The sequence below is a fragment of the Frankia sp. R43 genome (assembly GCF_001306465.1).
In the GTDB taxonomy this organism is placed as follows: domain Bacteria; phylum Actinomycetota; class Actinomycetes; order Frankiales; family Frankiaceae; genus Parafrankia; species Parafrankia irregularis.
Genome location: NZ_LFCW01000003.1, coordinates 777750 through 802659, shown reverse-complemented (window position 1 = coordinate 802659; position 24910 = coordinate 777750). Strand labels below are relative to the sequence as shown.

General features: G+C 70.7%; 20 protein-coding genes. 6 read left to right on the top strand and 14 right to left on the bottom strand.

Annotation, left to right across the window (positions count from 1 at the left end; genetic code table 11):
• Positions 1 to 87: 87 nt before the first annotated feature.
• From ACG83_RS16870 to ACG83_RS16850, 5 genes are all read right to left on the bottom strand, one after another.
• Positions 88 to 2517, bottom strand: coding sequence for a diguanylate cyclase domain-containing protein (locus ACG83_RS16870; RefSeq protein WP_054567104.1), 2430 nt, complete (start codon positions 2515 to 2517; stop codon positions 88 to 90).
• A gap of 277 nt (positions 2518 to 2794) precedes the next feature.
• Complete coding sequence (locus tag ACG83_RS46065) at positions 2795 to 4045, bottom strand: NAD(P)/FAD-dependent oxidoreductase (protein ID WP_054567103.1); 1251 nt, start codon at positions 4043 to 4045, stop codon at positions 2795 to 2797.
• Positions 4042 to 5958 (bottom strand): ferritin-like domain-containing protein, encoded by a 1917-nt coding sequence (locus ACG83_RS16860; protein WP_152991404.1) that lies wholly within the window; start codon positions 5956 to 5958, stop codon positions 4042 to 4044. The genes ACG83_RS46065 and ACG83_RS16860 overlap by 4 nt, the downstream gene beginning before the upstream one ends.
• 134 nt (positions 5959 to 6092) lie before the next feature.
• Entirely contained in the window at positions 6093 to 7577 is a 1485-nt protein-coding gene (locus tag ACG83_RS16855) for a radical SAM protein (protein ID WP_054567101.1), read from the bottom strand.
• Positions 7574 to 8989, bottom strand: coding sequence for a hypothetical protein (locus ACG83_RS16850; protein WP_054567100.1), 1416 nt, complete (start codon positions 8987 to 8989; stop codon positions 7574 to 7576). Before ACG83_RS16850 ends, ACG83_RS16855 begins: the two co-directional genes overlap by 4 nt.
• 941 nt (positions 8990 to 9930) lie before the next feature.
• Here ACG83_RS16850 and ACG83_RS16845 point away from each other — a divergent pair.
• On the top strand, positions 9931 to 11247 hold the full coding sequence (locus ACG83_RS16845; protein ID WP_054567099.1) for a hypothetical protein: 1317 nt from the start codon (positions 9931 to 9933) through the stop codon (positions 11245 to 11247).
• Positions 11248 to 11476: 229 nt separating this feature from the next.
• Positions 11477 to 12880 (top strand): APC family permease, encoded by a 1404-nt coding sequence (locus ACG83_RS16840; RefSeq protein ID WP_083473296.1) that lies wholly within the window; start codon positions 11477 to 11479, stop codon positions 12878 to 12880.
• A gap of 149 nt (positions 12881 to 13029) precedes the next feature.
• On the opposite strand, the gene ACG83_RS16835 is transcribed toward ACG83_RS16840, so the two are convergent.
• The 5 genes from ACG83_RS16835 to ACG83_RS16815 all read right to left on the bottom strand — a co-directional run bounded on the left by ACG83_RS16835 (position 13030) and on the right by ACG83_RS16815 (position 19555).
• On the bottom strand, positions 13030 to 14025 hold the full coding sequence (locus tag ACG83_RS16835) for an aldo/keto reductase (protein WP_054567097.1): 996 nt from the start codon (positions 14023 to 14025) through the stop codon (positions 13030 to 13032).
• Positions 14026 to 14170: 145 nt separating this feature from the next.
• On the bottom strand, positions 14171 to 14704 hold the full coding sequence (locus ACG83_RS16830; RefSeq protein WP_076830838.1) for an NADPH-dependent FMN reductase: 534 nt from the start codon (positions 14702 to 14704) through the stop codon (positions 14171 to 14173).
• A 133-nt stretch (positions 14705 to 14837) separates the two neighbouring features.
• Positions 14838 to 16316, bottom strand: coding sequence for a hypothetical protein (locus tag ACG83_RS45805; protein ID WP_054567096.1), 1479 nt, complete (start codon positions 16314 to 16316; stop codon positions 14838 to 14840).
• A complete protein-coding gene (locus ACG83_RS16820) occupies positions 16313 to 18541 on the bottom strand; it encodes a hypothetical protein (RefSeq protein WP_054567095.1) in 2229 nt (742 codons plus the stop codon). Before ACG83_RS16820 ends, ACG83_RS45805 begins: the two co-directional genes overlap by 4 nt.
• A 450-nt stretch (positions 18542 to 18991) precedes the next feature.
• Positions 18992 to 19555, bottom strand: coding sequence for a MarR family winged helix-turn-helix transcriptional regulator (locus tag ACG83_RS16815; protein WP_063793099.1), 564 nt, complete (start codon positions 19553 to 19555; stop codon positions 18992 to 18994).
• A 119-nt stretch (positions 19556 to 19674) separates the two neighbouring features.
• On the opposite strand from ACG83_RS16815, the gene ACG83_RS16810 reads away from it, so the two are divergent.
• The 4 genes from ACG83_RS16810 to ACG83_RS47960 all read left to right on the top strand — a co-directional run bounded on the left by ACG83_RS16810 (position 19675) and on the right by ACG83_RS47960 (position 23089).
• Positions 19675 to 20202 (top strand): hypothetical protein, encoded by a 528-nt coding sequence (locus tag ACG83_RS16810; RefSeq protein WP_152991403.1) that lies wholly within the window; start codon positions 19675 to 19677, stop codon positions 20200 to 20202.
• A gap of 897 nt (positions 20203 to 21099) precedes the next feature.
• Positions 21100 to 22188 (top strand): hypothetical protein, encoded by a 1089-nt coding sequence (locus tag ACG83_RS44245; RefSeq protein ID WP_131831201.1) that lies wholly within the window; start codon positions 21100 to 21102, stop codon positions 22186 to 22188.
• A 95-nt stretch (positions 22189 to 22283) separates the two neighbouring features.
• The gene (locus ACG83_RS44240; RefSeq protein ID WP_152991402.1) at positions 22284 to 22718 is read left to right on the top strand and encodes a hypothetical protein; all 435 of its coding nucleotides are present in this window, start codon (positions 22284 to 22286) and stop codon (positions 22716 to 22718) included.
• A 272-nt stretch (positions 22719 to 22990) separates the two neighbouring features.
• Positions 22991 to 23089 carry a hypothetical protein gene (locus ACG83_RS47960; RefSeq protein WP_241840265.1) on the top strand — a complete coding sequence of 33 codons (99 nt, stop codon included), beginning with the start codon at positions 22991 to 22993 and terminating at the stop codon, positions 23087 to 23089.
• Positions 23090 to 23126: 37 nt separating this feature from the next.
• Here the strand turns inward: ACG83_RS47960 and ACG83_RS16805 are convergent, their stop codons facing one another.
• The 4 genes from ACG83_RS16805 to ACG83_RS16790 form a co-directional block, all read right to left on the bottom strand.
• The gene (locus ACG83_RS16805) at positions 23127 to 23342 is read right to left on the bottom strand and encodes a hypothetical protein (RefSeq protein ID WP_054567093.1); all 216 of its coding nucleotides are present in this window, start codon (positions 23340 to 23342) and stop codon (positions 23127 to 23129) included.
• A 134-nt stretch (positions 23343 to 23476) separates the two neighbouring features.
• Entirely contained in the window at positions 23477 to 23899 is a 423-nt protein-coding gene (locus ACG83_RS16800; protein WP_054567092.1) for a DUF86 domain-containing protein, read from the bottom strand.
• 3 nt (positions 23900 to 23902) lie between these two features.
• A complete protein-coding gene (locus tag ACG83_RS16795) occupies positions 23903 to 24295 on the bottom strand; it encodes a nucleotidyltransferase domain-containing protein (protein ID WP_054567091.1) in 393 nt (130 codons plus the stop codon).
• Positions 24296 to 24471: 176 nt separating this feature from the next.
• Positions 24472 to 24876, bottom strand: coding sequence for a flavodoxin family protein (locus tag ACG83_RS16790; protein ID WP_054567303.1), 405 nt, complete (start codon positions 24874 to 24876; stop codon positions 24472 to 24474).
• Between the last annotated feature and the right edge of the window lie 34 nt (positions 24877 to 24910).

Sequence of the window (24910 nt, the reverse complement as noted above, 5' to 3'; positions counted from 1 at the left end):
CCGCACGGCTCGTGATTCGATTCTGGTGACACAGGACGCGAGACCCGAGCGACCAAGCCGACGAGAAGTCGCGTGCGCCGCGAGACCCTAGGCCGCTGGGCGACCGGTCGCCCCGGGCAGTGCGGCCGGTGGTCCGAACAGCTGTCCCTGCCCGAAGCGGCATCCGTGGCGCGCCAGTGAACGTGCCTGCTGCCGGCTCTGGACGCCGGTGGCGATGACCATGAGATCCAGGTCCTCAGCGAAGGCGATCACCGCATGGCGGAGCAGGTCGGCCCGGCCCACGCCGCCAGGGACACGACCGCCGAGCGAGCTGTCGAACATGAGTATCTCGATGGGCAGCTCGTCGAGCGACAGAAGACTGTTGTGGTTGCCGGCGATGCCGTTCAGTGCGAGGCGCAGCCCACGGGCGGCACAGGTACGCAGGCTGTCGGCGGCCCGCTCATCGAGGCGCTCCGTTTCCGACAGCCTGAGGACCAGCGCCTGCACCGGGAGGTCGGAGGCGGCCAACGCCGTCTCGATGTCGGCCGGCAGGTCGCGGGTCGGCCGTGCCACCGACACGCTGACGTAGACGGCGACGTTCTTTCCTGTCCGCCTTCGGTAGCGGCCGATGTCGTGGCAGGCACGGTCGAGGATCGCCTGTTCGAGCTGGTGGCTCAGCCCTGCGCCGGCCGCCACCGCGACCGTCCGTTCGCCTGTGAGATGCCCGAGGACCGGGTGACGCCACCGCGCCGAGGCCTGGTAGGCCACCGGGTGACCGTGGGTCAGATCGACGATCGGCTGGTACAGAACGTCGAGGACGCCACCCGCGGGATCTCCCCGCAACACCTGGTGCAGTGCACGGTGCGCCGGCAACGAGCCGCTGTGGGCGACGATGCCGGGATCGTAGACGACCAGTCGGTCCTTGCCCCGCTGCTTGGCCGCGTACATGGCGAGATCTGCCTGCTGGAGCAGACTCTCGGAGCTGATCGGAGATCCCGGCTCGGCGACTGCCAGGCCAAGGCTCACCTGGACGGCGTATGGCTGCCCGGCGAGGCGGCACGGCGCGCTGACGGCCGCGCGCACCCTCCTGCCGGCCGCCTCGGCGTCCACGGTCTCGTCCTCCAGGAGGACCGCGAACTCGTCGCCCCCGAGGCGGGCAACCGTGTCCGACGACGGGACGCAGCCGAGCAGCCGCCGAGCGACCAACCGCAACAGCTCGTCGCCGGCAGAATGCCCCAGCGTGTCGTTGACGGTCTTGAAGTCATCAAGATCACAGAAGAGCAGCGACAGCCGGCCGCGGCTCCGCCGAGCGACCGCGTGTTCCAGCCGGTCGCCGAACAGGGCACGGTTCGCCAGCCCGGTCAGGGGATCATGGAGCGCCTGGTGGCGCAGCTGCCGACGGCTCTGCTCAACCCTGTCCAGCAGCCTCATGTTGTCCGCCAAGGTCAGCAGCTGACGGATCAGCACGACGAGCACAAGCAGGAGGACACCGAGTAGCACGCTCGGTCCGACCTGCGTCCGCGTCGCCATCTGGACGGCCACCAGCACGCCCAGGGCGGCCAGCGGAAGGTATGGGAGGAGCAGTCTCGCCCAGCGGGGGCCCTGCCCGGCCTGCCAGCCGGCCCAGCGGGCACGCCACCGGGCCAGGCCGCCGGGAGCGGATCCGAGACCAACGGCGGCGGGGCAGACAGCACGGTCCGTCCGCGCCCGCGGCGGCACGATACAGGCGAGCCCGATCATCATCGTGCCGACGGTGTTGCTGGCCACCAGTTGCAGGGGCTCGGGCCGGCCGCTCGCGATGAAGTACAGCGACACGTGCAGAAGTACGGTGATGGAACCGAGCCCGCCCCCGAGCAGCGCGAATGATTCCCTGCAGCGGGGGCGCCGGAACACCCCGACGAGCAGAACTGTGATCAGCAGCAGGAAACATCCCAGGCCGAACGCCAGCAGGATTCCGAGCGAGGCCGGCGCCGGTGCCCGCGCGCGCACCAACGGGCCGAAGACGACCACCCAGCCGAGCAGGCTCAGCGAGCCGACGAGAAGCACCGCGTCCAGTACGGTGACGACCTTCCAACGAGTGCCGTGAGTTCCCGCCGGTTCGTCCTCCGGCCTGAGCGGGTCGGCAGGGAAGGCGAGCACCGCGGCGATCGACGCTGGAATGTACGCCAGATAGGCGGGCTCCGTCCCCGACAGCGGCGGCAAAGGGTTCTGCCCCAGGAACAACGCCCTGACGGATGTGATCAGGAGGCCGATCGCCACGCCGATCCATCCGGTGAGAAGGAGCAGCCTCCAGCGCCGCTCGGCGCCCCTCGCCCGCCGCGTCGACCAGAGCTCGCAGCCACCCTGGAGCCCCATCGCGGCCATGCCGCCGAGGCCGACGGCCAGCTCGGCGACGCGCGAAGGCAGGACGAAGGGGGCAAGCAGGGCTACGGACGCGACCACCGCGCACACAACGACGATTCGGCGGAACCTGGCCGCGCCGCAGTTCGGCGCTTCCCGCTCCGGTGCGATGCCTCGAGTGAGCTCCGCGTGCGACATCATCCTCTCCGCCTGGGCTCTTCGTCGGCTCCGCCGGCGAGGATCGTGCTGCCAGCCGGACCGGATCACGCCGGCGAGCCCCCGCCACCACCATCTGACCCAAGGTCAGCATGTGGATGCGAACAGCAACAACCTCCACGCTAGTGCAGGAGGAAGAAGTCCGCTAATGCGCCGACCACGATCCTTTCGGGCCGGTCAGGCCACCGGATGGTGCACCTTGCACGCCGCGAAGGTCCACAGCGGGCCCGGGCATCGCCACCTTGGCCGCGCGATGCGGCTACGGACTGTGCGGCACCAGTCTCCAGCCCGGTAGCGGGCCGGTCAGGGTGAACCTCGGAGAGGGGGCCGCGGCCAGGCCGAACCCGCGCAGGGCGGCGGCCGTCAGGTCGATCTCGTCCTGCCAGGCTGCCGGGTCCAGGCCGGCGCGCCCGGCGCCCCAGGATGTCCGCGCGCTGCCCGGACCTCCACCGACCGGACCACCACCTGCCGGACCACCGCCGACCGGATCTCCGCCGACGGGATCTCCGCCGACCGGATCTCCGCCGACCAGGGCGGAGGTGTAAAGGCCCAGGCAGGTGCGGACGTGCTCGGTGAAGGCGGTCAGGACCCGGTCCGTGACATGCGCGCGGACATCCAGCTCGTCGGCGCCGCGGTCGACCACGTCGATGGCCGCCGCGGCGAGTACCGCTGTTCGGACAGCCTGCGCGGTCCCCGAACCGCTGAGCGGATCGAACCGGGCGGCGTGGCCGCCCACCGCGATCCAGCCGGGCCCGCAGGGCGGTTGCCGCAACCGGGGCGCCGCGGGCACCACGACGGCGGCCTCGGGCGGTGCCACGAGCCGGCGTCCCAGCTCCGTCCCGTCCAGGAGCCTGCGCAGCAACGGCACCGGGTCCGCGACCGGCCCAGGCACCATGGCCTGCACCAGCGCCCGCCGCGGTCCGACCGGTGCCAGGAAGATCCAGGCCGGACCGGTGGCCACCAGGTGACTCGCGGCGGACTCGCCCGCCACGAGCCCCACCTCCGCGCTGATCATGTGTCTGCGCCCGATGTGAACCGGACGGCTCCCGGCCGGCCCGGCTGACGGGTGCCCGGCGGCGATCAGCCACTCGGCCGCCGACGGCGCGGGGCCGGCCGCGGTGAGCCGGACCAGGTCCGGATGGGTCTCGGCCAGCCGCCTGCCCAGCCGCTGGGCCAGCTGGGCCCCGTCGACCGCCAGACTCCGCTGTTCGAGGGGCTGGTCGGTGCCGGAGCCACCCCACCTGACGTACCGGCACCGAACCGGCCAGGCGCCGTCGAACAGACCGCTTCCGCCGTCCCAGACCTCCCGCAGCAGGTCGATGGTCAACTCGTTGAGCACCAGCCAACGCGCCGGCGGGGACGTCTCTCCCGGTGCCTGGCTGGTGCCGGATGCCCGCTCGGGGTCACCCGGACGCCATCCGGTGACCAGAACGCGGCGGCCCTGCCCGGCGAGCAGGTAGGCGCAGGTCAGGCCCGCCAGCCCGGCCCCGGTGACGACGGCGTCGGTCACCCCTGGGTCCGGGGCGGTGGCGGCTGGGCCGGCGGGGCGATCGTGCCGCCGGCGGCGATCGTGCCGGCGCCGGCGGCCTGCAGCTCGGCGAGCAGGGCCTCGTGCGCCGCGCCGTGCTGGAGGACGAGCCTGCGCTCCGGCGCGCCGCCCAGCTCGGCGACGGTCTCCTGGGCGCGGCGGATGCCGGCGGCATGATCGGCGACCGGGACGGGCAGCGTGACCGGGACGGGCAGCTCGAAGCGCGGCCGTACGCCGCGCGCCGCGAGCAGGTGGTTCGTCTCGTGCAGGCTGAACATCGCCCGGCGGGCCTGTTCGAGCAGCTGGCCGCCGGCCCTGTCCCCCAGCGCGAAGGTCGCCTGCAGGGCGTTGAGCAGCAGCGCGTAGTTCTGGTCGCTGAGATCGGCCAGGCCCTCGGTCAGCGCGTCGGCCGGGGCCACCCGCAGCGTGCGCAGGTAGCTCTCCGGTGCGAGCCCGGCGAGGTGGCCCTTGACCAGGCCGAACCGGCGGAAGTGCTCACCCCCCTCGTCGATGATCAGCTTGATGAGGTGGACGAGCCTGTCCCGCTCGGGGAAGAGATCGGGGCGCGCGTCGATCGTGGTCAGCAGCTGGACGTACATCCCGTCGACACCCGAGGCCGTTCCCTGGCTGGGCCGCTCGACCTCGATGAACCAGTCCAGCTGCGCCGGGGTGAGCGGCTCGAGCTGGAACGGCCGGTCGAGCTGGCGGTGGATGCGCTCGGCCCGCCCGACGTTCGGCGGCTGGCCGAGCAGGGCGAGCGCCTCGTTGACCCAGCGCAGGTGCCGCATCTCGTCGACGGCGATGGAGTAGACCTCGGTGGCCGCGGCGTGCACGCGGCGGGTGTGCTCGTCCGCGTCGTCGGGCAGCAGCCGGGGCGCGTCGAGCGAGTAGTGCGCGAACAGGTACTCCACCGAGAGGGCGTGTTCGACGGTGGCCAGGTAGTTCAGCTCGTCGAGCACCTCCTGGCGGGCCAGCTCGCCGACGGTCGGCCCCGGCGGCGGTGGCGGGGCGACCCCGGCGGTCTCCCGGCCGCCCAGCACGACCGCCAGGTCGTTCCAGGCATGGAGCATCTCGGCGTAGTCCAGCTCCTGCTCGCGCCGCCCCGCCTCGGTCGGCAGATCCGCGGGCGGCGGGACGGCGGTGCGGTCGCCGCGCTGGAAGTTGACGTAGGGGATCTGCCCGTCGGCGCTGGTGACGACGTCGGGCTTGGAGGCCGCCCAGTAGAAGCAGCCGCAGTCCCGGAAGTCGTACTGCCACGGCGCGCACAGGCTGCGGGTCAGCTCGCCGGGCAGGTAGACCTCGGGGTCGATGACACCCTCGGGGTCGAGGTAGCGGGCCCGGTCGGCGACCAGGACCGCCAGCACCGTGCCGTCCGGGTCCCGCTGCACGACGCTGCGGTCACCGCGGCGGAACCCGTTGAGCGAGCCGTTCACGACGTCCGCGCCGGGCGAGGAGATGCCGGGCGCCGGGCCGAGCAGGATCGCGATCCGGCCCGGCATGAGGTCGTGCACCAGCCGCCAGACGTCCAGCCCGCCGAGGTTCGCGCAGCTGAACGTCGGGATGTCCGCCTCGGTCTGGTCGACGGTCGTGCGCCCGCAGACGGCCCACAGGTGCAGGGGCAGGTCCGCGTCGGTCAGGCCACGCTCGGCGGCGATGCCGGTGGCGTCGACGCGGCGCAGCACGGCGCCGTCCGGGCGGTGGAACTCGAAGGTCAGCCCGGGGAAGAAGGCCTTGTCCAGGTTGCGCTGGTCGAACTCCAGCCCCGGATAGCAGTTGTCGACGCCGCTCTCGGGACGGGAGGCCGCCGGGTTGCCGCGCACGACGTGGTCCGCCCGCGCCGTCAGGTTTCGGGGGAAGATCTTCCCCACGGGTGGCCCGGCCACGGGTTCCGTCACGTTCCAGCCCTTTCGTCGCGCGCCGCGCCTCGTCGGGCGGCGCGTCGGTGTCCGCGCGGCGCACCTGATGGGCGACGCGTCCTGCTCACGCGGCGCACCTGTGTGGTCCGCGCGTCCAGCTCACGCGGCGTCCGTCAGCGGGCGACGGTCGTCGGATCGCTGCCGCTGCCGCCATACCCGGAAGACGCCGGCAGTCCCTCGAAGTAGTCGGGGCGCGCCGCGGACAGCTCGACGTAGGCCCGCAGGCAGAAGGCGAGCCAGCCGCGGATGTAGTCGCACCCGGGCCGCCCGCGCCGGGCCACCTCGTGGTAACAGCCGCCCCCGCACAGGTACCGGGCCCAGCACGACCGGCACGGGCTCATCCGGTCGACGTGGCCGCGGGCCAGATGCTCCGCCCGGGCCGCCTGGTCCGGGCCGGCCGTCACCGAGCCCATCGCGAAGCCTGGGTCGTCGACGAGCCGGTGGCAGGCGAACAGGTCGCCGTTCGCGGCCGCGCTGAGATACCCCGCACCCGCGCCGCACGGGTAGGGGCGGTGGCTGCCCCGGTGAATCTGCGCCATGGCCGTCTCGAAGTTGCCGAACGGGTACCGGCGGCCGGCGGCCAGCTCACGCAGCGCCACCTCGCCGCATTCGACCATGTGCGCGAGGAACCCCTCGAACTGCGGCCCGGTGAACTCCAGCGCCGGGTCCGGCGACGCGACGACCGCGGCGAACCCGACCTCGTCGAAGCCGAGGCCGATCACATGGTCCAGGACGTCGAGCAGCCGGCCGCCCGCCGGGGTGACGGTGACCCGCGCGGCGAGGTGGCGCGGACGCCCGTGCCGCGCCAGCAGGTCGAGCCCGGCACGCACCCGGTCGTAGGCGCTGGCGCCACCGGGCAGCCGGCGCAGCGCGTCGTTACGGTCCCGGTCGCCGTCGAGGCTCACCGAGACGGCGAAGGGATACCGGGCGAAAAGGCGGGCGTCCGCGGGGCGCAGCTCGGTCAGGTTCGTGGTGAGGGAGAACCGCGCCCGGCGCCCGGCGGCCTCGGCCGCCCGGGCAGCGTAGGCGGTGACCTCGTGCACGAGGTCCGCGGCGAGCAGCGGTTCACCACCCATGAACCCCACGACCACGTCGGCGCCCGGCCGCGAATCGGCGAGGAGACGGTCGACCGCGGCGAAGGCGACCTCGCGCGGCATCACCCGGGCCGCGCCGCCGAAGCGGCCCTCGTCCGCGTAGCAGTAGGCGCACGACATGTTGCACGCCTGCATGACGTTCAGGGAGAGGGCTGACAGCGGCGGCGGGTCGATCGGGCGGCCGTCGATGCGTCTGGACGCGCCGGGCTCCAGCCCCAGGGCGGCGCGCGCGCCGGGCCCGAGCTCGCGCGCATCACCCGAGTCCAGCCAGGACCGCACCTGCCCCTCGACGTCACCGGGCAGGTCGTAGACCCGGCTGCCGTCCACCACGAACAGGTGTGCCCCGTGCGCGCTGTGGAACAGGCGCGCCTCGGCGGCGGCGCCCGGCACCACGTCCGGGACCGCGCCCGGCAGGGGCCGGTCGGCCGGCACGGGGTGCCCGCCCGGGGACGGGTCCGGAGTCGGGTCCGGCGGGCGGCGGCCGATCTGCAGCAGGACCGTCACGTGCCCTGCTCGACGTCCTGCCGCAGCGCTGCGCTCCAGGCCCGGAGCAGGTCGTACTGCCGCCGGGTGAGATGCATGGGATGGCGGTCGGAGCCGCGCATCAGCGCCGGCATGCGGCGGTCGTAGTAGCGCTCGCTGGTCGCCGGCTCGCGCACAACCGTGGGGAGCAGGTCAGGCCGCTCCCGCAGCAGGTCCTCCAACACCTCCAGAGCCAGGAACCGGCGGTGGCGCGCCCGGGCCGCCTCTGTCAGCGGGAACGGATGGTCGGTCAGCGGCTCGGCCGCCGGGAATGCCCGGTCCCGGGCCGCTGCCTCCGGTTCCCCCCGGCTGCGCGCGATCGCGATGTTCTCGAAACGGGCGCGGCCGTTCTGGGCGTCGACGTTCACCGTGGCGACCGTCTCCAGGATCCGCTCGAACAGGTCGCGGACCTCCAGGGTGGTGCGGGCGGCGTCCGCCACGTACGCGGGGTCGCGGACGTCGGCGCGCCGGACCCGGTCGGTCAGGCCGTCCGCGGCCGAGGTGAACGGGCGCTGGTCGGGGGCGAAGTCCGGCGGACCGACGACGATGCGTGCCACCGCGCTCAGCTCCGCCGGCTGACCCGGGCCCGCCGGCAGGACGACCCGCACCGTGCCGTCACAGACGTCGTCGACGAGCCCGAGACCGGCGTTGCCCTCCGCGCCCGCGAACAGCCCGCCCGGGTTGGTCCGCGGATCGTCGCCGCCCAGCGCGAAGCCGACCCAGGGCGACTGCGGGCTGAGGACGAGCCGGTCCGCGGGCAGGACGTAGTCGCTCGTGCGGTTCGGGAGGTCCGTCGGCCCGTACACGGCGCCGACGGCCGGGGTGAACCGCAGGCGTAGCTCCGGCAGCTCGGCGCTGGGCCTGGTCAGCTGCACACTGCCCAGCGGGACGCGGCTGCCGGCGGGCACCAGCGGCGCCGCGGACCCCGCGGGCGAGTGCCCGTCGAGCGCCCGGCGCCCGGTGTCGTCCCCGGCGATGCTCACCGTCGCGACGATCCGGTCGTCGTCGACCTGGGTGTAGTGGTGCGGCTTGAGGTTGGCGACCTCGACCTCCCAGCGCACGTCGCCGAGGGCGACACCGGCGGCGGCGAGGACCTCGGCGGTGATCGGCCCCTCGTGGGTCACGCCGTCGGCTGTCCAGGCGCCGTGCAGTTCGAAGAACGGGCACACCGGGCGGAAGCCGGCGGGGTCCTTGAACGTCACCGTCGCGGGCTGCCGGAGGGTGACCGTTCCGTCCTCGGCGACGTCGAGCGTCTCGGCCGGCTGGACCGTCGTGCGGCCGGTGCCCCGCGACGACAGGTCGTTGGGCCCCCAGACGTAGTTGTCACAGGGAGTGGTGGACGGGCCCAGCCGCCCGTAGGCGAGCGGCGGATACAACCACAGCCGGTCGATCACCCGGGTCTCCTGTTCTCCGTTTCCGTGCTTTCCGTTCCCTGCTGCCACCCGCACCCGTTCGGGTGGTCGATGCCGATGGCGGCGGAGGATTCCGTGTCATACCACACGGGAATCCGATGCCGTCACCGGATTTCGGCAATTCATCGGTGTTCCCTGGTGATTCCGATGCCCGCCGACAGGGCGTGTCCGTTTCATCCCGAAGGTTCATTCCGCACGTCATCGTCCCGACCAGCCACGGCAATCCCGAACGCCGGGCCGGACAACAGTACGGTGCGCTGGAAGCGAGATCGTTCGCGGTCACATGTATCACACCGACGCCGTCGGTCACCACCCCGGTTCGCGCCGCCACGCGGGCGACTGTCGGCTCCCGGACAACGCGTGGTTCCAGCCGTCGCCAGCCTCTTCCCGTGCGAGGATCAGCCTGCCCCACAGGCGGTGTCGACCGGATGAGAGACTCAGGTGCCCGTCGTGTTCGGGCCCCGGCGGTCTCGACGACCTCGCCTCCGCACCAGGCCACGCAGCCGCCGGGAACAGGGCTCTGACGGCTTTCTTCGAGCAGGCAATCGTCAGAACCGAACAGTACGTCGGTCGCGGCGACAGCAGGTTCTTCAATCCTGCACGCATCGACCCAGCGCCCCGGGCGGCCCGGGGAGGTGAAAGGCCGTGGCGGTTTTCCCGACAGCCTGCTCGACGGCGCACACGGGGCCCAGGCCCACCAACTGGCCGAACAGCTGCCGGACAGCTACCGGACGGCCTGGTCGGCGACCGCTGGAACCGCGGGGGCGTCAGGGACGCCCCCGCACTCAACCAGGCCCGAGCGTCGCGTGGCCGAGCCGTCGAACTCAGCATGGCAGCGGTCCGGAGTACGCCGCGCGCGCTCGTCTGGCACCGCATCCGGCGACAGCGAGGTACATCGACACCCATCCGGATAGGTTGTTCGTGTGGTAAGCGGCAAAGGGACGGAGCCGGCGCGACGCGGAACGGCTGTCCTGTCCGCGGCTGCCATCGGCGGGGCGGCGGGGGCGGCTCTCACCGCCCATCGGAGCCGGCGGGCCACCGCTCTGGGCGCGCTGGTGGGCGCGGGCGCCCTGGCGGCCGGCGAAGCCGTCGCGCGCGCCCGGCAGCGGCCCGGCGAGATTCCCGCGCTGTGGCAGCGGATCGCCACCAGCGCGGCACTCGTCGCACCCGTCGGGTGGGCGGCCGGCCGGCGCAGCGGCGCGGGCCCCGTCACGATCGGCGCGGCGACCGGGAGCCTCGGCGGCCTGCTCGGGCTCCGGCCGCAGAAGGTGCTCCTCGGCCCGCCGTTCGGCGCCGCCGTGGGAGCGGTGCTCGCGGCCCGCGGCCGCCCGGTGCCGGCTGCCGCCGTCGCCGGCATCACGATGGCCGCCTACCGGACCGTGTCGGCGTTGGCGTTCCGGGACGCGCAGGTCGCCCTGCTGGCCGAACGGGTCCCCGCCGAGAGGCTGCCCTTCGTCGTGCCCCGGCAGTCGCGCTCGCGCGTTGTCGGAACCGGCTTCGTCCGAGAGCTGGCCGAAGAGCTCGGCGGTCGCTACGTCGCAGACGCGACCGACGTCGGAATCGTCGCCTCCATGGACGATCTGGCCGGCCCGGACGTCGACCCCGGCGCCGTCGACCCGCTCGTCCGGGAGTTCTACGAGCACACCACCCGCTTCTCGCTCGACATCGTGCCGCGGTGGCGGCTGTGGGTTCGCCCCGGCTATCTGCTCTACCGCAACCTGCTGGCCCGCCCACTGGGCCAGGCGAACGTGCCGATGAACCAGCGAGAGACCCAGCGGGGAATCCGCAGCCGCATCGACACCATCACCCACCCCGGCACCGGCACCGATTCCGACGTGGTGGCGGTCCGCGGCTGGATCCGCTCGTTCGCCGACACCGACGAACCCATCTACGTCGGCATCTACACCACCTACCGGCATGACGGCCGCGGCTACGTCAGCGTCGGTTTCCCCCTTCCCCAGGCCAGTTTCACCGCCACCCTGCTGCCACGCGCCCGGCCCGACGGCGGCCTGACCCTGACCAGCCGCGGTGGCGACCTGGCGCACCCCGGCCACTACCTCACCTTCCGCGACCCCGCCGACGGCACCCTCACCGCCCTGGCCGTCCACGGCTTCACCGAACAGCTCGACGTGTACCGGCGAGACGGCGACCTGCGCGCCGACCACGCGTTCGCACTGTTCGGCATCCCCTTCCTCGTCCTCGACTACCGCATCAGCCGCAAACCGCACAGACCCGCGTAGGCGACACGACCCCGTTGGGCCGCCTCGAGTCCGCGAGCGCGCGGCCGACAGGTTCCTCGCCGCGCCGACGAGCGCAATCCCCCGGCATCCGACAGGCGGGCCGGCAGGCGCGGTGTCAGGATCCGGCCCAGGGGAGGCGGCCCGGTTCCCCCAGCGGCCTGGCGGGCAGCGACCATCCCGCCGGTCCGGGGCGGCCACACGGTACGGGCCAGCGACCGCCGTCGGCCGGATGACGGCCAGCCACACTCGCGGAGACGGGACTACCGATGACGAGACGGCGGTGACCGGGCGGACACCCGACGCCGAACAACCCGCCCTGGCGCGCGTCCTGAGCGGACGGATGCTGGTGTTCCTGGTGCTCGGCGACGTCCTCGGATCGGGGATCTACGCGCTCACCGGGCAGATCGCCGCCGATGTCGGCGGGATGATCTGGGCGCCGTTCCTGATCGCCTTCACACTGGCGTTGCTGACCGGGACGTCCTACGCCGAGCTCGCCGGCAAGCACCCCCGGGCGGCCGGCGCGGCGCTCTACGCCGACCAGGCGTTCCGTCGCCCGTATCTCACCTTCATGGTCGGCTTCACCGTACTCGCCGCCGGGATCACCTCCACCGCCACAGCCGCGCAGGCCATCGGGGGCGAATACCTCACGGAGTTCGTGACAGCCCCGGTGGTCGTCGTCGCGGTCGTGTTCCTTCTGCTGACCGCCGTCCTCAACGCACGTGGGATCGAGGAGTCGGCCCGGGTGAACCTCGTGCTCACCGTGATCGAGCTGGCCGGGCTGTTGCTGATCGTCGGAATCGGCGTGTACGCGCTGCTCACCGGAACCGGTGAGCCGGGGCGGGCCTTCGAGCTGCGGGCCGAGGGCCCTGCGCCGCTCGCCCTGCTCGCCGGCACGACCCTCGCGTTCTACTCGATGCTCGGCTTCGAGAACTCGGTGAACCTGGTCGAGGAGGCCCGACGGCCGCGCCGGGACCTGCCGAGGGCGCTGTTCGGTGGCATGTTCATCGCCGGCATCGTCTACCTGTTCGTCGCGTTCACCAGTGCGGCCCTGGTCGATCCCGACGTCCTCGCCGGTTCGAGCGCCCCGCTGCTGGAGGTGCTGAAGGCGTCCGACGTGCCGGTGCCGCCGAAGCTGTTCGCCGCGGTCGCGCTGGTCGCGGTTGCCAACACCGCCCTGATCAACATGGTGATGGCATCCCGTCTCGTCTACGGCATGGCCGCCCAGGGCACGATCCCGGCCGTCTTCGCGCGCGTGCTGCCCGGCCGGCGCACCCCTCCGGTGGCGATTGGTCTCGTGACGGCCCTGGCGGTGGCGCTGGCCTGCACCGGCCAGCTGGCCGGCCTGGCCGACACCACCGTCCTGCTCCTCCTGCTGGTCTTCCTCATCGTCAACATCAGCGCGCTGGCACTGCGCCGCGAGCCCGCCTTGCCGGGCGCCTACCGGGCCCCCACCTGGGCCCCGGCACTCGGCGCGCTGTCCTGCGCGGTGCTGGCCACCCCGCTGGTCCACCGTGAAGGCACGGCCTACCTGCGCGCCCTGGGTCTGCTCGCGATCGCCGCCCTCGTCGTCATCACCCGGAAGGTCGTCAACGGCAGGTTCCGCGCGTGCGCCAGCCGCCCGCCATCGCTGTAGTCGGCGGCCCGCTCCAAACGCGTTCCGGATCACCGTGATCACTGGTGGTCTGCGGCCCGGCCGGCGGTGAGACGGCATGACCGGGCCGCGCGAACCTGCCGAGCCGGACCCCTGCGCGATGGCAGAACGCGGCGGGCGGACTTCGCCGGCTACCAGGCGAAATGCTCGGGGGCCGTCCGGTAGCCCGGGAAGATCTCGTCCAGCCGGGCCAGCGCCTTCTCGTCCAGGCGTACGTCGAGTGCCCGGACGGCGTCGTCGAGCTGCTGCGGGACGCGCGGGCCGACGATCGGCGCGGTGACGGCCGGCTGGTGGAGCAGCCAGGCGAGCGCGACGTCACCAGGCTCGTGACCAAGCTCGGCGGCGAAGTCCTCGTAGGCCTCGATCTGCGGGCGCCTGGCCTCCAGGGCCGTCGCGGCCCGGCCTTCCAGGCGCCGCCTGCCCTCGCGTTCCTTGCGGAGCACGCCACCGAGGAGCCCGCTCTGCAGCGGCGACCACGGGAGGATGCCCACGCCGTAGTGCTGCGCCGCGGGCAGCACCTCCAGCTCGACCTCACGGGTGAGCAGGTTGTAGATCGGCTGCTCACTGACCAGGCCGAACGTCCCGCGCCGGGCCGCTGCGCTCTGCGCCTGGGCGATGTGCCAGCCCGCGAAGTTGCTGCTGCCGACGTAGAGGATCTTGCCGGCCGCGACGGCGACGTCGACAGCCTGCCAGATCTCGTCCCACGGGGTGCCGCGGTCCACGTGGTGGAACTGGTAGAGGTCGATGTGGTCGGTCTGCAGGCGGGCCAGGCTCGCGTCCAGGGCGCGGCGGATGTTGAGCGCCGACAGCTTGCCCTCGTTGGGCCACTCCCCCATGGCGCCGTAGACCTTGGTGGCCAGCACTGTGCGCTCCCGGCGCCCACCGCCCTGCGCGAACCAGCGGCCAATGATCGACTCGGTGTGGCCCGGGCCCTCGCCCTGACCTGACACGCCGGCCGAGCGCAGGCCGTAGACGTTGGCCGTGTCGAAGAAGTTGATGCCGTACTCGTGCGCCGAATCCATGATCTTGTGAGCATCGGCCTCGTCGGTAAGCGGACCGAAGTTCATCGTCCCGAGACACAGGCGCGAGACAGACAGACCGGAACGGCCGAGATGAGTGAACTGCATCCTGGGCGAAGTCCTCTCCGATGAGGGATCGCTCGGCGCCAGGCTTCCACGGGCGCCGCGCTGGCCTTTCCAGTCTCCACCTCCACGTGGGCCCCAGCCAGCAGATCCGCGGCGAGGCGGCCTCCACGCCGCACAACACCGGCGGTCAGGCGGGCGCGGCGGCCCGCCGGGCGACAAGCTCAAGCACTTCACGCAGGGCGCCCCGCACCCGTTCGTCGCCGACGAGCCCATCCGGCCCCACCGCATCCCGCCCCACCACGATGCGCACCGGGCTGGGCACCGCGACGACCGCGCCGACGTAGCCCAGCACCGTGGCCAGCGCCGCGTCCGCACCGCCCCCTCGGCCCTCGGCAGCCACATTGACCCAGGCAACCGGCTTGCCGTACAGCTCACCGCCCCCGACCGTCCAGTCGAGCAGGTTCTTCAGGCTGCCCGGCAACGACCCCGCATATTCCGGCGTGCAGAACAGCACCGCGTCCACCGCGTCGAGGTGCCGCCTCAGTTTCGCCACCGCGGGGTGGACCGGCTCCTGGTCGCCGGGAACGAATGCCGGCAACTGCGCCAGTCCCCCGTAGAGGTCGGCGATGACGCCGTCGGGGGCGACGGCCTGGGCGGTTCGCAACGCGGCCGTATTCGTCGAGCCGCCACGCGTGCTACCGGAAACGAGCAGGATCCTCACCTCAACGCCCCTTCATGTCGCCAGGAACAACACGCTTCGGTACGGCCGACGCTCGCACCGAGCCGGTTACGCGGGCCAGCCTGGGGTTGTACCGGCCGATCCGCCGTCTACCAGGAACCAACGGCTCAGGAGACTAGGAACGCAGGGCGGGAACGGTCAGGGCTTGGGCGCGGGCCGCAGTGGCGAGCAGGGTCTGGGCCGTCGAGGCGAGGTCCGCGACCATCGCGACGAGGATCCGTGGGTCGTTCTGATCGCCCCAATCGTCGACGGCGGTGTGCGCGTGCGCGGTCGTGAGGTCGACCGTCACCGAACCGGGGCCGTCGCCCTCGCCGTTGCCGAACCCACTCGTCAGAAGGCTTCGCGCGGTGTCGGCGATGCCGCGGGCGACGAAGTCACGGGCCGACGGCCGATCCTCGCCCTCGCCCTCGCCGGCGTTGCCGTAGCGGTCCAGCAGCGAGCCGGCGAGGCCGTGCGGGCGCCGCGGCGACTCACTCGCATCGTCCGGCGGCATGCCACCGTCGTCCCCACCACCACCACCACCGTCGTCGTCCCCACCACCGTCGTCCCCGCCGCCTCCTTCGTCCCCGCCGCCTCCGTCTCCCTCACCATCGTCGCCACCGCCGTCGCCACCGTTTCCGCCACCACCGGCGTTACTTCCCTCACCGGCGCCGGCGGTGGAGCTGTCGCTGATGGCCTCGCCGTTCCGATCGAGAACGGTCGTATGCCGGTAAACGGTGCCGTCCTCGCCTTTCGAGGTGGTCTCGATGGTTGTCTCGCCGGTGGTTTCGTCCTGGGTGACCTTCGTTTCGCTCTCGTTCTTCCCGTCGGTCGAGTAGGAGCTCTTCTGCTCCGACGTGACGTTTCCGTTCACGTCGCGGTGGACGTCGGTGCGGACCGTCGTCGTGGTTCCCGAGTCGCGGTCCTTCCAGGTCGTCTCGGTATCCGTGTCCGTTCCGCCACCCGGGGACGGCGTGGTGACCGTCTTCGTCGTCCTGTCGACGGTGTGCCCGTCACTGTCGACGTAGGTCTTCGTGTCCGTGTCCTGGCGGACAACCAGATTCCCCTGGGCATCGCGCTGCTCACGGGACTCGCTGACCGAACCGTCCGGGCGCTCGGTCCGTTCCTTCGTGCTCTTCACACCGTTCGGCGAGACGATGGTGGTACTGGTTCGGACACTGCCGTCGGGCTGGCGGACCGGACCCGTGGTCGTAACCGTCGGACGGGCGTCGCCCATGGTGACGGCGAGGTCGGGGAAGGCTCCAGGAACGGTCCTGCCGACCACGGCCCAGCCGCCCGTCTCGGCCGTCCAGCTCGCCGTCCCGTCCGGGCCGAACGTCGCCGTGCCACGGACCGTCACCCGTTCGCCGGTTCGGCGGGTCCAGCTCGTCTCGGTGTCATGCGGGCCGACCGCACGGGCGACGGTCACGAGCGTCGCCGCCGGCGCGCCCCAGCGGCCCGGAGCCAGCTCGACCTCGGTCTGTGACCAGCCGGAGCCATCGGTCACTGCCACGCTGACGCCGTGGTGGCTCGTCTCGACGACCGCGTACCGCTGGCCGGTCCCGTCGGTCAGGACGGCCGTCAGGCGGCCGTTCGAGCGCAGTACCAGCCTCATGCCGTCCGGCTCCCGTTCCCGAAGGGGATCGCGACGACGAGTCGGTCGTCATGGATCGCGGCCACCCGGCCGTCGCGCAGCGTCACGCTGAACGGCGGGGGCTCGGCGCCCGCGGGCTCCTCACGCGGGCCGGCTCCCGCGACCTCACGGACCTCACCCGTCGGCGACCAGACGGTCAGGCCGCCGTCGACGGTGCGCACACCGACCCCGTCCTCGAGGCGGAACAGGCTCGCCGCGGGCGCGGGCAGCGCGACGACCTGGGTCGGCAGCAGCCAGCGCTGGATCAGCCGGGCCCCGTCCGGGGCGGCCGGCAGGTCATGCTCGAGCGTGAGCTCGGTGGCGGCATCCGTGACGAGTTCGATCGCCACGGCAGTGCCATCCGAGGGTGAGAGCGCGACCAGCCTGCGGTCGTCCGCACCGTCGCGGTGGCCGGTGACGGTGACGGTCGCGCCCCCGGGGATCTCGCTCACGGCCAGCTGCCAGTGCCGCAGAGCGTCCACGCCGTAGGTGAACGGAGGCGGGTCCACGAGCCAGCCGATCCTGATCCGCGGGTCGTGCCAGTCCCGGCCGAACCGGCGGCACTGGTCGACGGCCAGGATCTTGACCCGGGCGGGGTCCGGAGCGGGAGGCGGAGCGGGGACCGGGCCGGTGCCGATCGGTTTGCCGGACGGCGAGCGCAGGTAGCCCGCCAGGTCGTAACGGCGGATGCCCGCCGAGGTGTGCAGGAACGCCCGCCCGACGGACCCGGCAGCCGCTGGATTCCCCACGATGGCGATGCGTTGTTCGGGCCGCGCGCTCCACCCGTCGAACTGGAGCTCCCAGCCCTCCGCGGGCAGGACCGTGCTGGAACGGAACACCGTGACCGGGACGTGCATGACCAGGGTGGCCAGGGCCATCGCGTCGGCGGTGACCCGGACGTTGGGAAGCTCGAACGTCTGTCTCCAGCCTCCACCGTGCTCGCAGGTGATGCCGCCGACCCAGTCGCCCTGCAGCTGCCCCAGCGGTTCGGCCGCCGGGGCGAAGGTCGCCCGGTGGTTGATGCCGAACGGGACGCCCAGCTTTCCTGAGACGACGAGGCCGTCCGGCCCGGCCGACGCGGCCTGGACGAGGGCGGTCGGCAGCGGGGCCGGGAGGCTCTGGGTGCCCTCGTAGGTCGCCGACGAGTCGTCGCTCGCGACCTTCCGCAGGTCGCCGCGCGAGTCGGCGCCCGTCACCTGGTTATGCACCCCGTCGGCGATCATCGAGCCGACGATGCCCAGGCTCAGCGCGGCGAGCGCTATCGCGGGGACCGGGTTGACCACCGCCAGCAGGAGGGTGAGGGGGCCGCCCTTGGCCGCCCAGCATCGAAACGAGTCCCAGTCCGACGCGTTCCCGTCTATCACGAACCGCGTGGTCAGGCTTTTCGCCTCGATATCGGGCACCAGCGCCAGCCGCGTGGTGACGTCGACCGAGAGGTCGACGTCACCGAACGGGCCGGAGCAGGCCTTGAGCTTCTTGACACCGAATCCGCCGACGACACCCCAGTCGCCGGTCCCGAAGGGGCCGAGGGGCTGCCAGGTGGCTACCGGCTGCTCCTCGACGGCCATTCCCGCGCCGAAGTCCGCGATCGCGGTCTTCAGTGCGGTGAGCAGCTGTTCCCGGAACACCTCGCCAGAGATACGGATGCACCATTCGGCCCCGTCGAGCGCCACCACGCGGTCGGCGGTCGGCGCGGTGAGCTCGCCGGGATCGCCGGTCACGAACCGGATGGTCACGGCCTGGTCGCTGGCGAGCACCGCGGCGCCGACCACCCTGACGCCGGCGGGCACCGGGAAGTCGCGGCGCGCGATGCCCAGCGAGAAGGCCGGCTCCGACGGCGGCCGGCTGGGAATCGCGAGCGCGACGAGGTCGATCCGCAGATGCTGCAGCGCACCTTCGCCGGGGACGGCAGTCACGGTGAGGGTGGCCGTCCCGGTGGTCTTCGTCATGGCGGCGGGGTCGGCGTCCAGCTCGGCGATCGACACATGGCTGATGGTCACGTCCGCCGTCAGGAGGAGGACACCGAACCGCGCCGGCACGCCCGGCGCGGACGAGACGATGGTCGGCAGGCCCCAGTCGAGCCGAGTGATCAGCCGGTCATGACCGAGCACCGCGAGCGAGCCGGTCGGCAACCCCTCGATCAGCATCAGACACTGGGCAAGCGCGGAAAACTGGTTCCTGGTGAACTCGGCCTCAATGACACCCATGCCCGTCTTCCTCATTCCCCGTTGTACGCGCCCGCCCGCCGGGAACACACGCAGGCACGTTGAAAGAAAGTCCGGTGACACTGCCGTGATGTCGGCCTCAAGCGCCGACCGGGCACCGACGATACCGCTGGAAAAAGTCGACGACCCCGCCATTGTCGGTGTACCGACCAATGCCAGCGGGTCGCGCCTGGCCGCTGACGGTTGACGGCCCGGCCGGCGGTGAGGCGGCACGACGGTGTCGCACGAACCTGCCCGGATGGACCGTGACGCAATGGCTGACGCGGGAGGCGGCCTTCGGCGGCTACCAGGCGAAATACTCGGGGTCCGTCCGGCACGGCCTGACGATCGACGAACCGCCCCGCAACAGGTTGTTCCGGATCACGCGGACATCAATTGTCGCGTTCCGCAGTCAGGGGGGCGGTGCGGACGGCACCCGGGCGGCCCGCCTGCCTAGATCACATCGCCCGGCGCCGCGCCTGACGGGGGAGACGGGGGAGACGGGGGAGACGGGGGCGATCCGAGGGCCGTCGGCGTTCCCGGCGTCGTGAGCGACGCGGAGGCGTCGAGGGCCTCGGACTGCTCCTGGCCGAGCCGCGCGGTCTGAGCCCTGAGGACCTGGATCGTGTTGCGCAGGTAGTCGACGATCGCGGCTGTCTGGTGCTCGTCATACCGGGTCATGAACGCGCCCATCTCGCGGCCGAGCTCCGCGAAGATGCCGGTCAGGTCGGGTGCCCGCTGCGGGTCGGCGCGGACCAGCACCCGCCGGCGGTCCGCCGGGTCCGGAATCCGCTGGACGTAGCCGGCGCGTTCGAGGCGGTCCACGATTCCGGTCACCGCGCTCGCCCCGACGCCGAGGGAGGGCGCGAGCGCGCCGACGGGCATGGGTCCGGTCCGCACGATCACGCCGAGCGCCTTGTGCTCCGCCGCGCCCAGCCCGAGGCGGCGGGCGATCGCCTCGTGGAAGAGCACCACCGCGGTGCTCAGCTCCCATCCCAGTGTGTCGCCGTCCGTCACGGCCCTCGACTCCTCCGGCACGCCTCCAGCATGACCTCCACAGGCCGCCCCTTGCGCGCCCACCCTCCAATAGTTCATGATCGTGGAAAGTTCATGATGATGAAAGAAAGGGAGCTGGGATGGCAACGGGACTCACGGTGAGTGGTCACGCGCTGCGTTGGGCCGCACGCTGTTACCGCGACAACGCGGCACTGCTGGTGGCGCTCGCGGCCGCCGCCTCGCTGCAGCGCTTCGGGACGATCCGGTACGGCGACGAACTGCCCGCGGCGATCGGCCCGGCCGGCGAGGCCCTCACCGGCCTGACCCGTATCGCCGTGATCGCCGTCGCCCTGCGCGCCCTTGCCCGGGAGCCCGAGCTGGCCCCGCTGACACCCCGCGAGCGCCTCGACCTGTTCGGGTCAGCGGCGGGCGCTCGCCGGAGGGCGCTGGTCGCGCCCGCTCTGCTGCTCGCCGCCGCCTTCGTGATCTTCGATGTCATCCCGAACGCCGTGATCACCCTGCGGGTCGAGCCAGCTGATCGCCGTGAGCTCATCCAGGCGATCCTGGTGGCTGTGAAGAATCCGACGGTGATCGTCCTGACCATGCTCTGGATGGTCGGCCTGGCTCGCGAACTCATGACCGAGCACCTTCGCGCCGCGGCTCGCTGAAGCTCTCGGTTCCGCCGTACTGCCGTCGGGTCCGCGGGCCTCGCTGGGTCCGCGGGCTCCGCCGGGTCCGCGGCGGGTGGCCGGCGAGCGGGTCAACCGCCGTCTCGTGGCCGTTGCACGACACGCCCGCCCACCCGTGGACGGCGGCAGACCCGGCGGCCAATATCGGAGTGTCGAGGGTCGGCCTAGCCCGTGGTGTCACCGTCATGGTGGGCGAACCACCGATCACCCACCTGGCCAGCCGGCGAATCACCTCGGCCGCCGACCTGCTAGGGAGACCGACCAGACGGTTGGCACGATCGCGAGGAAGGTCGCCTACGCCAACGCCTTCGCACTGAGCGTGGCGTTCAAACAGCTACGCGGCACGCGACCAAGTAATCATCGAGCCCCAGGACACGACGTCCGCGATCCCGGCTCCAGCCCGTGACACGGACGACCGCTGCTCGCACTGCGAATGAGAGCAATCCGAAGAGCGGAGGTCAGCACTCGCCTTGGCCTTCTTGCTCATCGTCAGGTGTCGGACGCTCGGCAATCTTCGGTCGGATCGCAGTGGCGATCATTAGCTCAACAACGACTGGTGCGATCAGCTGCGGAGCAGTTAGCCAACCGAACCATGCAGCGACCGCTACCAGCCCTAGAACCAGGACATATATGAGGATTTCCCGCCAGACAGGGGCAGTGCGGGGGGTGCCGGAGGTGCTCATGAGCGTCTCCCAAGGTTTGCCGCGATGAGTCGTGGAACGCGAGGTCTTTCGACGTGTCCTGATCGACTGCGCAGTCGCCGTCCACCCGGCTTGTCGCTTCTGCCAGGAGCTTTGCGTCCCACCCGATGAGACCACCCGGACAGGAGCCAACACCAACCCCACATGTGCACCGTTTCGGTGCGATGAGGGTGCCGTGACGGTGCAGGCGGCACTACCATCGCACCCAAGCCGTCCGCACGGCCTTGTGGCGTTTTGTTGCGAGGCGTCAAGTGGATCTTGTGGCGAGGGGGTCGGCCAGGGAGTGCAGGAGAAAGATTCGTCATCACATTCGGGACCAGAAGGCCCGGCAAACAGCATTCCATTGGCCGACGATCTGAACAGCCGGATTTATGAAGACCTAAAGCGACTCATTAATCCTGGGCTGGTGCGTGCTCACGGCGACGGCGAGCTGACCACCTTGCCCCATTTGGCATCCGTGAGAAGAAAGCGATCAGGGACTTCGAAACGTGGGGAGCTTCACGCAATTCGTACTGTTGTCCTTGGGGCGATTGAGCAGCTGGGCCTGCCAACGTCCGCGGCCGCGAAAGAACTCTTGGCTCTTGAATCCAATCCGACAAGGGTGGAATTCCGACGGGACCGCGCCGCTCGCGCGATAGGCCTTCAGTCCGGCCAGGGGTTCAAGTCACACCGCCAGTCGGCACTGCTGAAAGAACTCGCCGACACCATCGAGCATCTCGAGGAGAGCATCCATGAATCACTGAAGACTCAAACACCAATCGTTCTAGAATGGCCAGTAATACAGATGGCAATTGTCCGGATGCATGCAAACGTCGACCGATCGTTTGCGCCCGAACTTCTGCTGACCATGTCGGGTCCCGGCAGTTTCGCCGCCTGCTATTTCAGCACCCTTAGCTCAAGAGACGTGCCACTGATAGTGTGCACAACCTTTCCAAGGCGAGACGACAGACTCCCGAGCCACAGTATCTTCGAACGCGCCGCCACGGCTTCCAACTACGTCAGGATCGACACATCCAAATGGGTCGTTTACCTGCCAAACCTTCTCTTCGAATTGCCAACCAAAACGAGGGTCCTAATTCTTGACGATCGAATCCTGTCGGGCGAAACGCAAAATACCGTCGCCGAAAAAATTGGGGGTCGCTTCGATGTTCGAAGGGCGGCCATTATCGCGCACACCTCGGCACTCTCAATGCTCGATTACCACGGGATGGTCCTCGATGATGACTACATAATGCCCTGGGGATCCAAGCACGGCCGACAGTGAGAATTGAAATATTCACTTTTCGGAACGAGAACCTTAAGGCTCCCCCGCGAGGATCTTTAAGAATCGACGCCAGACGCACGTAAGGATGACACACAATGAATGACGAAACAGTCAACGAACTGGCCGAGCATGTCCGAACCTCGTTGGAGTCAGTGAAAATTATTCAAGAAGCTTACGATGAGGTTGGATGGCAAATCAAAGACCCAGCACTGGCGAAGGTCCGGCATATGCTACTACACCTCATGAAAGTTACTACAGAAGTCGCAGTCATCGTGGAAGACGCCGAGCACCGACTACATGACGGAACTCCCGCCGATGAAGTCGGAGCACACTTCACGGAAAGAATTGCCCAACGAGGGGACATTGCTGGACATTTGCTTTTCCATGCTGCACAGCTGGCAAATATCGGAAGTTACAACCTGGGGCAGCAGCTTCTAGAAGTATACGCGGAGAACTCTCAACGATTCGCTCCGAACTCAGTTTTTGTCGGTATCGACCAACGACGGTCCCCGGCAGAGAATTCGCAGTAAGTTTAGAACCCGTAATGAATTAGCTCGACGGCGTCTGGTGCACATATGCGCCAGCTACGTCCAGGAGTAGCCCATGCCCGAAGGCGCCGGACGCGCTGGACGACCTGCGCGAGGCGCTCGTCGGCCTGATCGAGGAGTCGGGATCCCGGGGGGTGTCCGTCACCGTGGCGGCCTGATGCCGCCTGCGACCTCCGTCCGAGGCATACAGCGGTCCATGCGCTGGAGCGTCAGGGCTACACAAGGTTGCGAAGTTCAACGGCAGCCATCACATCATGCGACACCCGGACGGACGTGACACGACGGCACCGGTGCAGGGTACGCGCGACCTTGCGACAGGCAACCTGCGCGGCATCCATAATGATGCGGCCTAACGATCGAAGAACTCGCCCCGTGACAGCCCGTTTCAGGTCACGCGGGCATCAGGCTGGCCACGACCGTCGCTCCGAGCTCCCAGCAGGCCTCGCGCACCGCGGCGTCCACTTCGCCGACGATCGACAGCGGCTCCCGCAGACGCTTCCACTTCAGCCCGGTGACGATGGTCTCGACCCCGCGGATCGCGCCGGTCGTGTCGCTGTTGCCGTGCACGTGGAGCGCGTACGGCCGGCCGATGGTCGCCTCAAGCACGGGATAGTAGATCTGGTCGCAGAACTCGCGGAAAGTCGCGTGCGTCGTGCCGTCACGCTACGTGCCACACGAGGTTCGCCGTAGCGGCCTGCATGGCCATCGTCCAGGTCGGGCAGGACGACGTGCGTTCTCGGCTACGCCTCCGCGGCAGACACGTACGCTGCTATCTGCCGGACGAATTCGTCAAGGCCGTCGAGGGCGTGCAGTCGAGCAACGACGATCTCGTCGTTGACCGCGATGTAGTCGTGGACGAGGACGTTCCTGAAGCCGACGGCCTTGCGGAGCGACACTGCGAGCGTTGAGGCCAGCGCCCCATGGTCGCCAAGGAGTTGGATCGCGTCGCCATTGTCCGCCGGCGGTCCCCAGCCCTGTGTCGCGCAGATGTGCTGCGCGACGTCGACGCAGGCCTCGATCGCTGTCACGAAGGTGTACTTCACCCCGCGCAGCCAGATCGGGTCCGCGCGGCGCTCGCCGTCGGCGTCCGCCTCGGAGCGGAGCACAGACAGGTCGTCGGTGATCGCGCGGAGCAGGCGCAGCACCCTGGCTTCGTCGATCACCGGCTACGCACTCCGGCCCAGAACAGCCGCGGCGAACTCCCGGTGCGCCCGGGTGATCCGCGGAAGCTCGTCGAAGTAGATCTTTCTGGTCATCGCCTCCCAGCGCACCCGCGCGGCCCGGTCGTCCTCGAAGAGCAGACGCCCGCCGACCGCCACCCTGCCCGCGAGCTCAAGCGGCGCGCTGTCAAGAACGAGCAGGTCCACGCCCGGCGGCAGGAGTATCTCGAAGGCGCTCGGAGTCCGTGGGCCGCCGAAGAAGGCGGCGATATCGATGTCCGAGTCCGCCCGGTGACACCCGACGGCGCGGCTACCGTGCAGATAGGCGAACCGGGCGCCCGCCCGCCGCAGCACGGCGACAGCGTCGCGCGTCGCAATGGTCGCGAGCGTCTCGTCCATGCCCCGATCATCCCAGACACAACGGCCGCGCGGCACTCGGCCTCCGTCCGCGTCGCCGGCCCCGCACAGTGGTCTCGGGTCCGCTGGAGGTCTCGTTCATCGAACCCGCCGAACCGCGGCACGGCCACCCGGATTCTCCTGATCCACCCGTCCCTCGCGTTCCACGTGCCGGCTCATCACGCGGACATCAGGCTTGCCGCGACCGTGGCCCCGAGTTCCCAGCAGGCCTCGCGGGCTGCGGCGTCCGCCTCGCCGACGATCGACAGCGGCTCGCGCAGACGCTTCCACTTCAGCCCGGTGACGATGGTCTCGACCCCGCGGATCGCGCCGGTCGTGTCGCTGTTGCCGTGCACGTAGAGCGCGTACGGCCGGCCGATGGTCGCCTCGAGCACTGGATAGTAGATCTGGTCGAAGAAGTGCTTGAGAGCGCCGCTCATATAACCGATGTTGGCCGGGGTGCCGAGCAGGTACCCGTCGGCGGCGAGCACGTCGACGGCGGTGGCGGCCAGTGCCGGGCGGACGACGACGTCGACACCCTCGATCGCGTCGTCCCGCGCCCCGGTGAGCACGGCCTCCAGCATCGCCTGTGTCGTCGGCGACGGCGTGTGATGGACG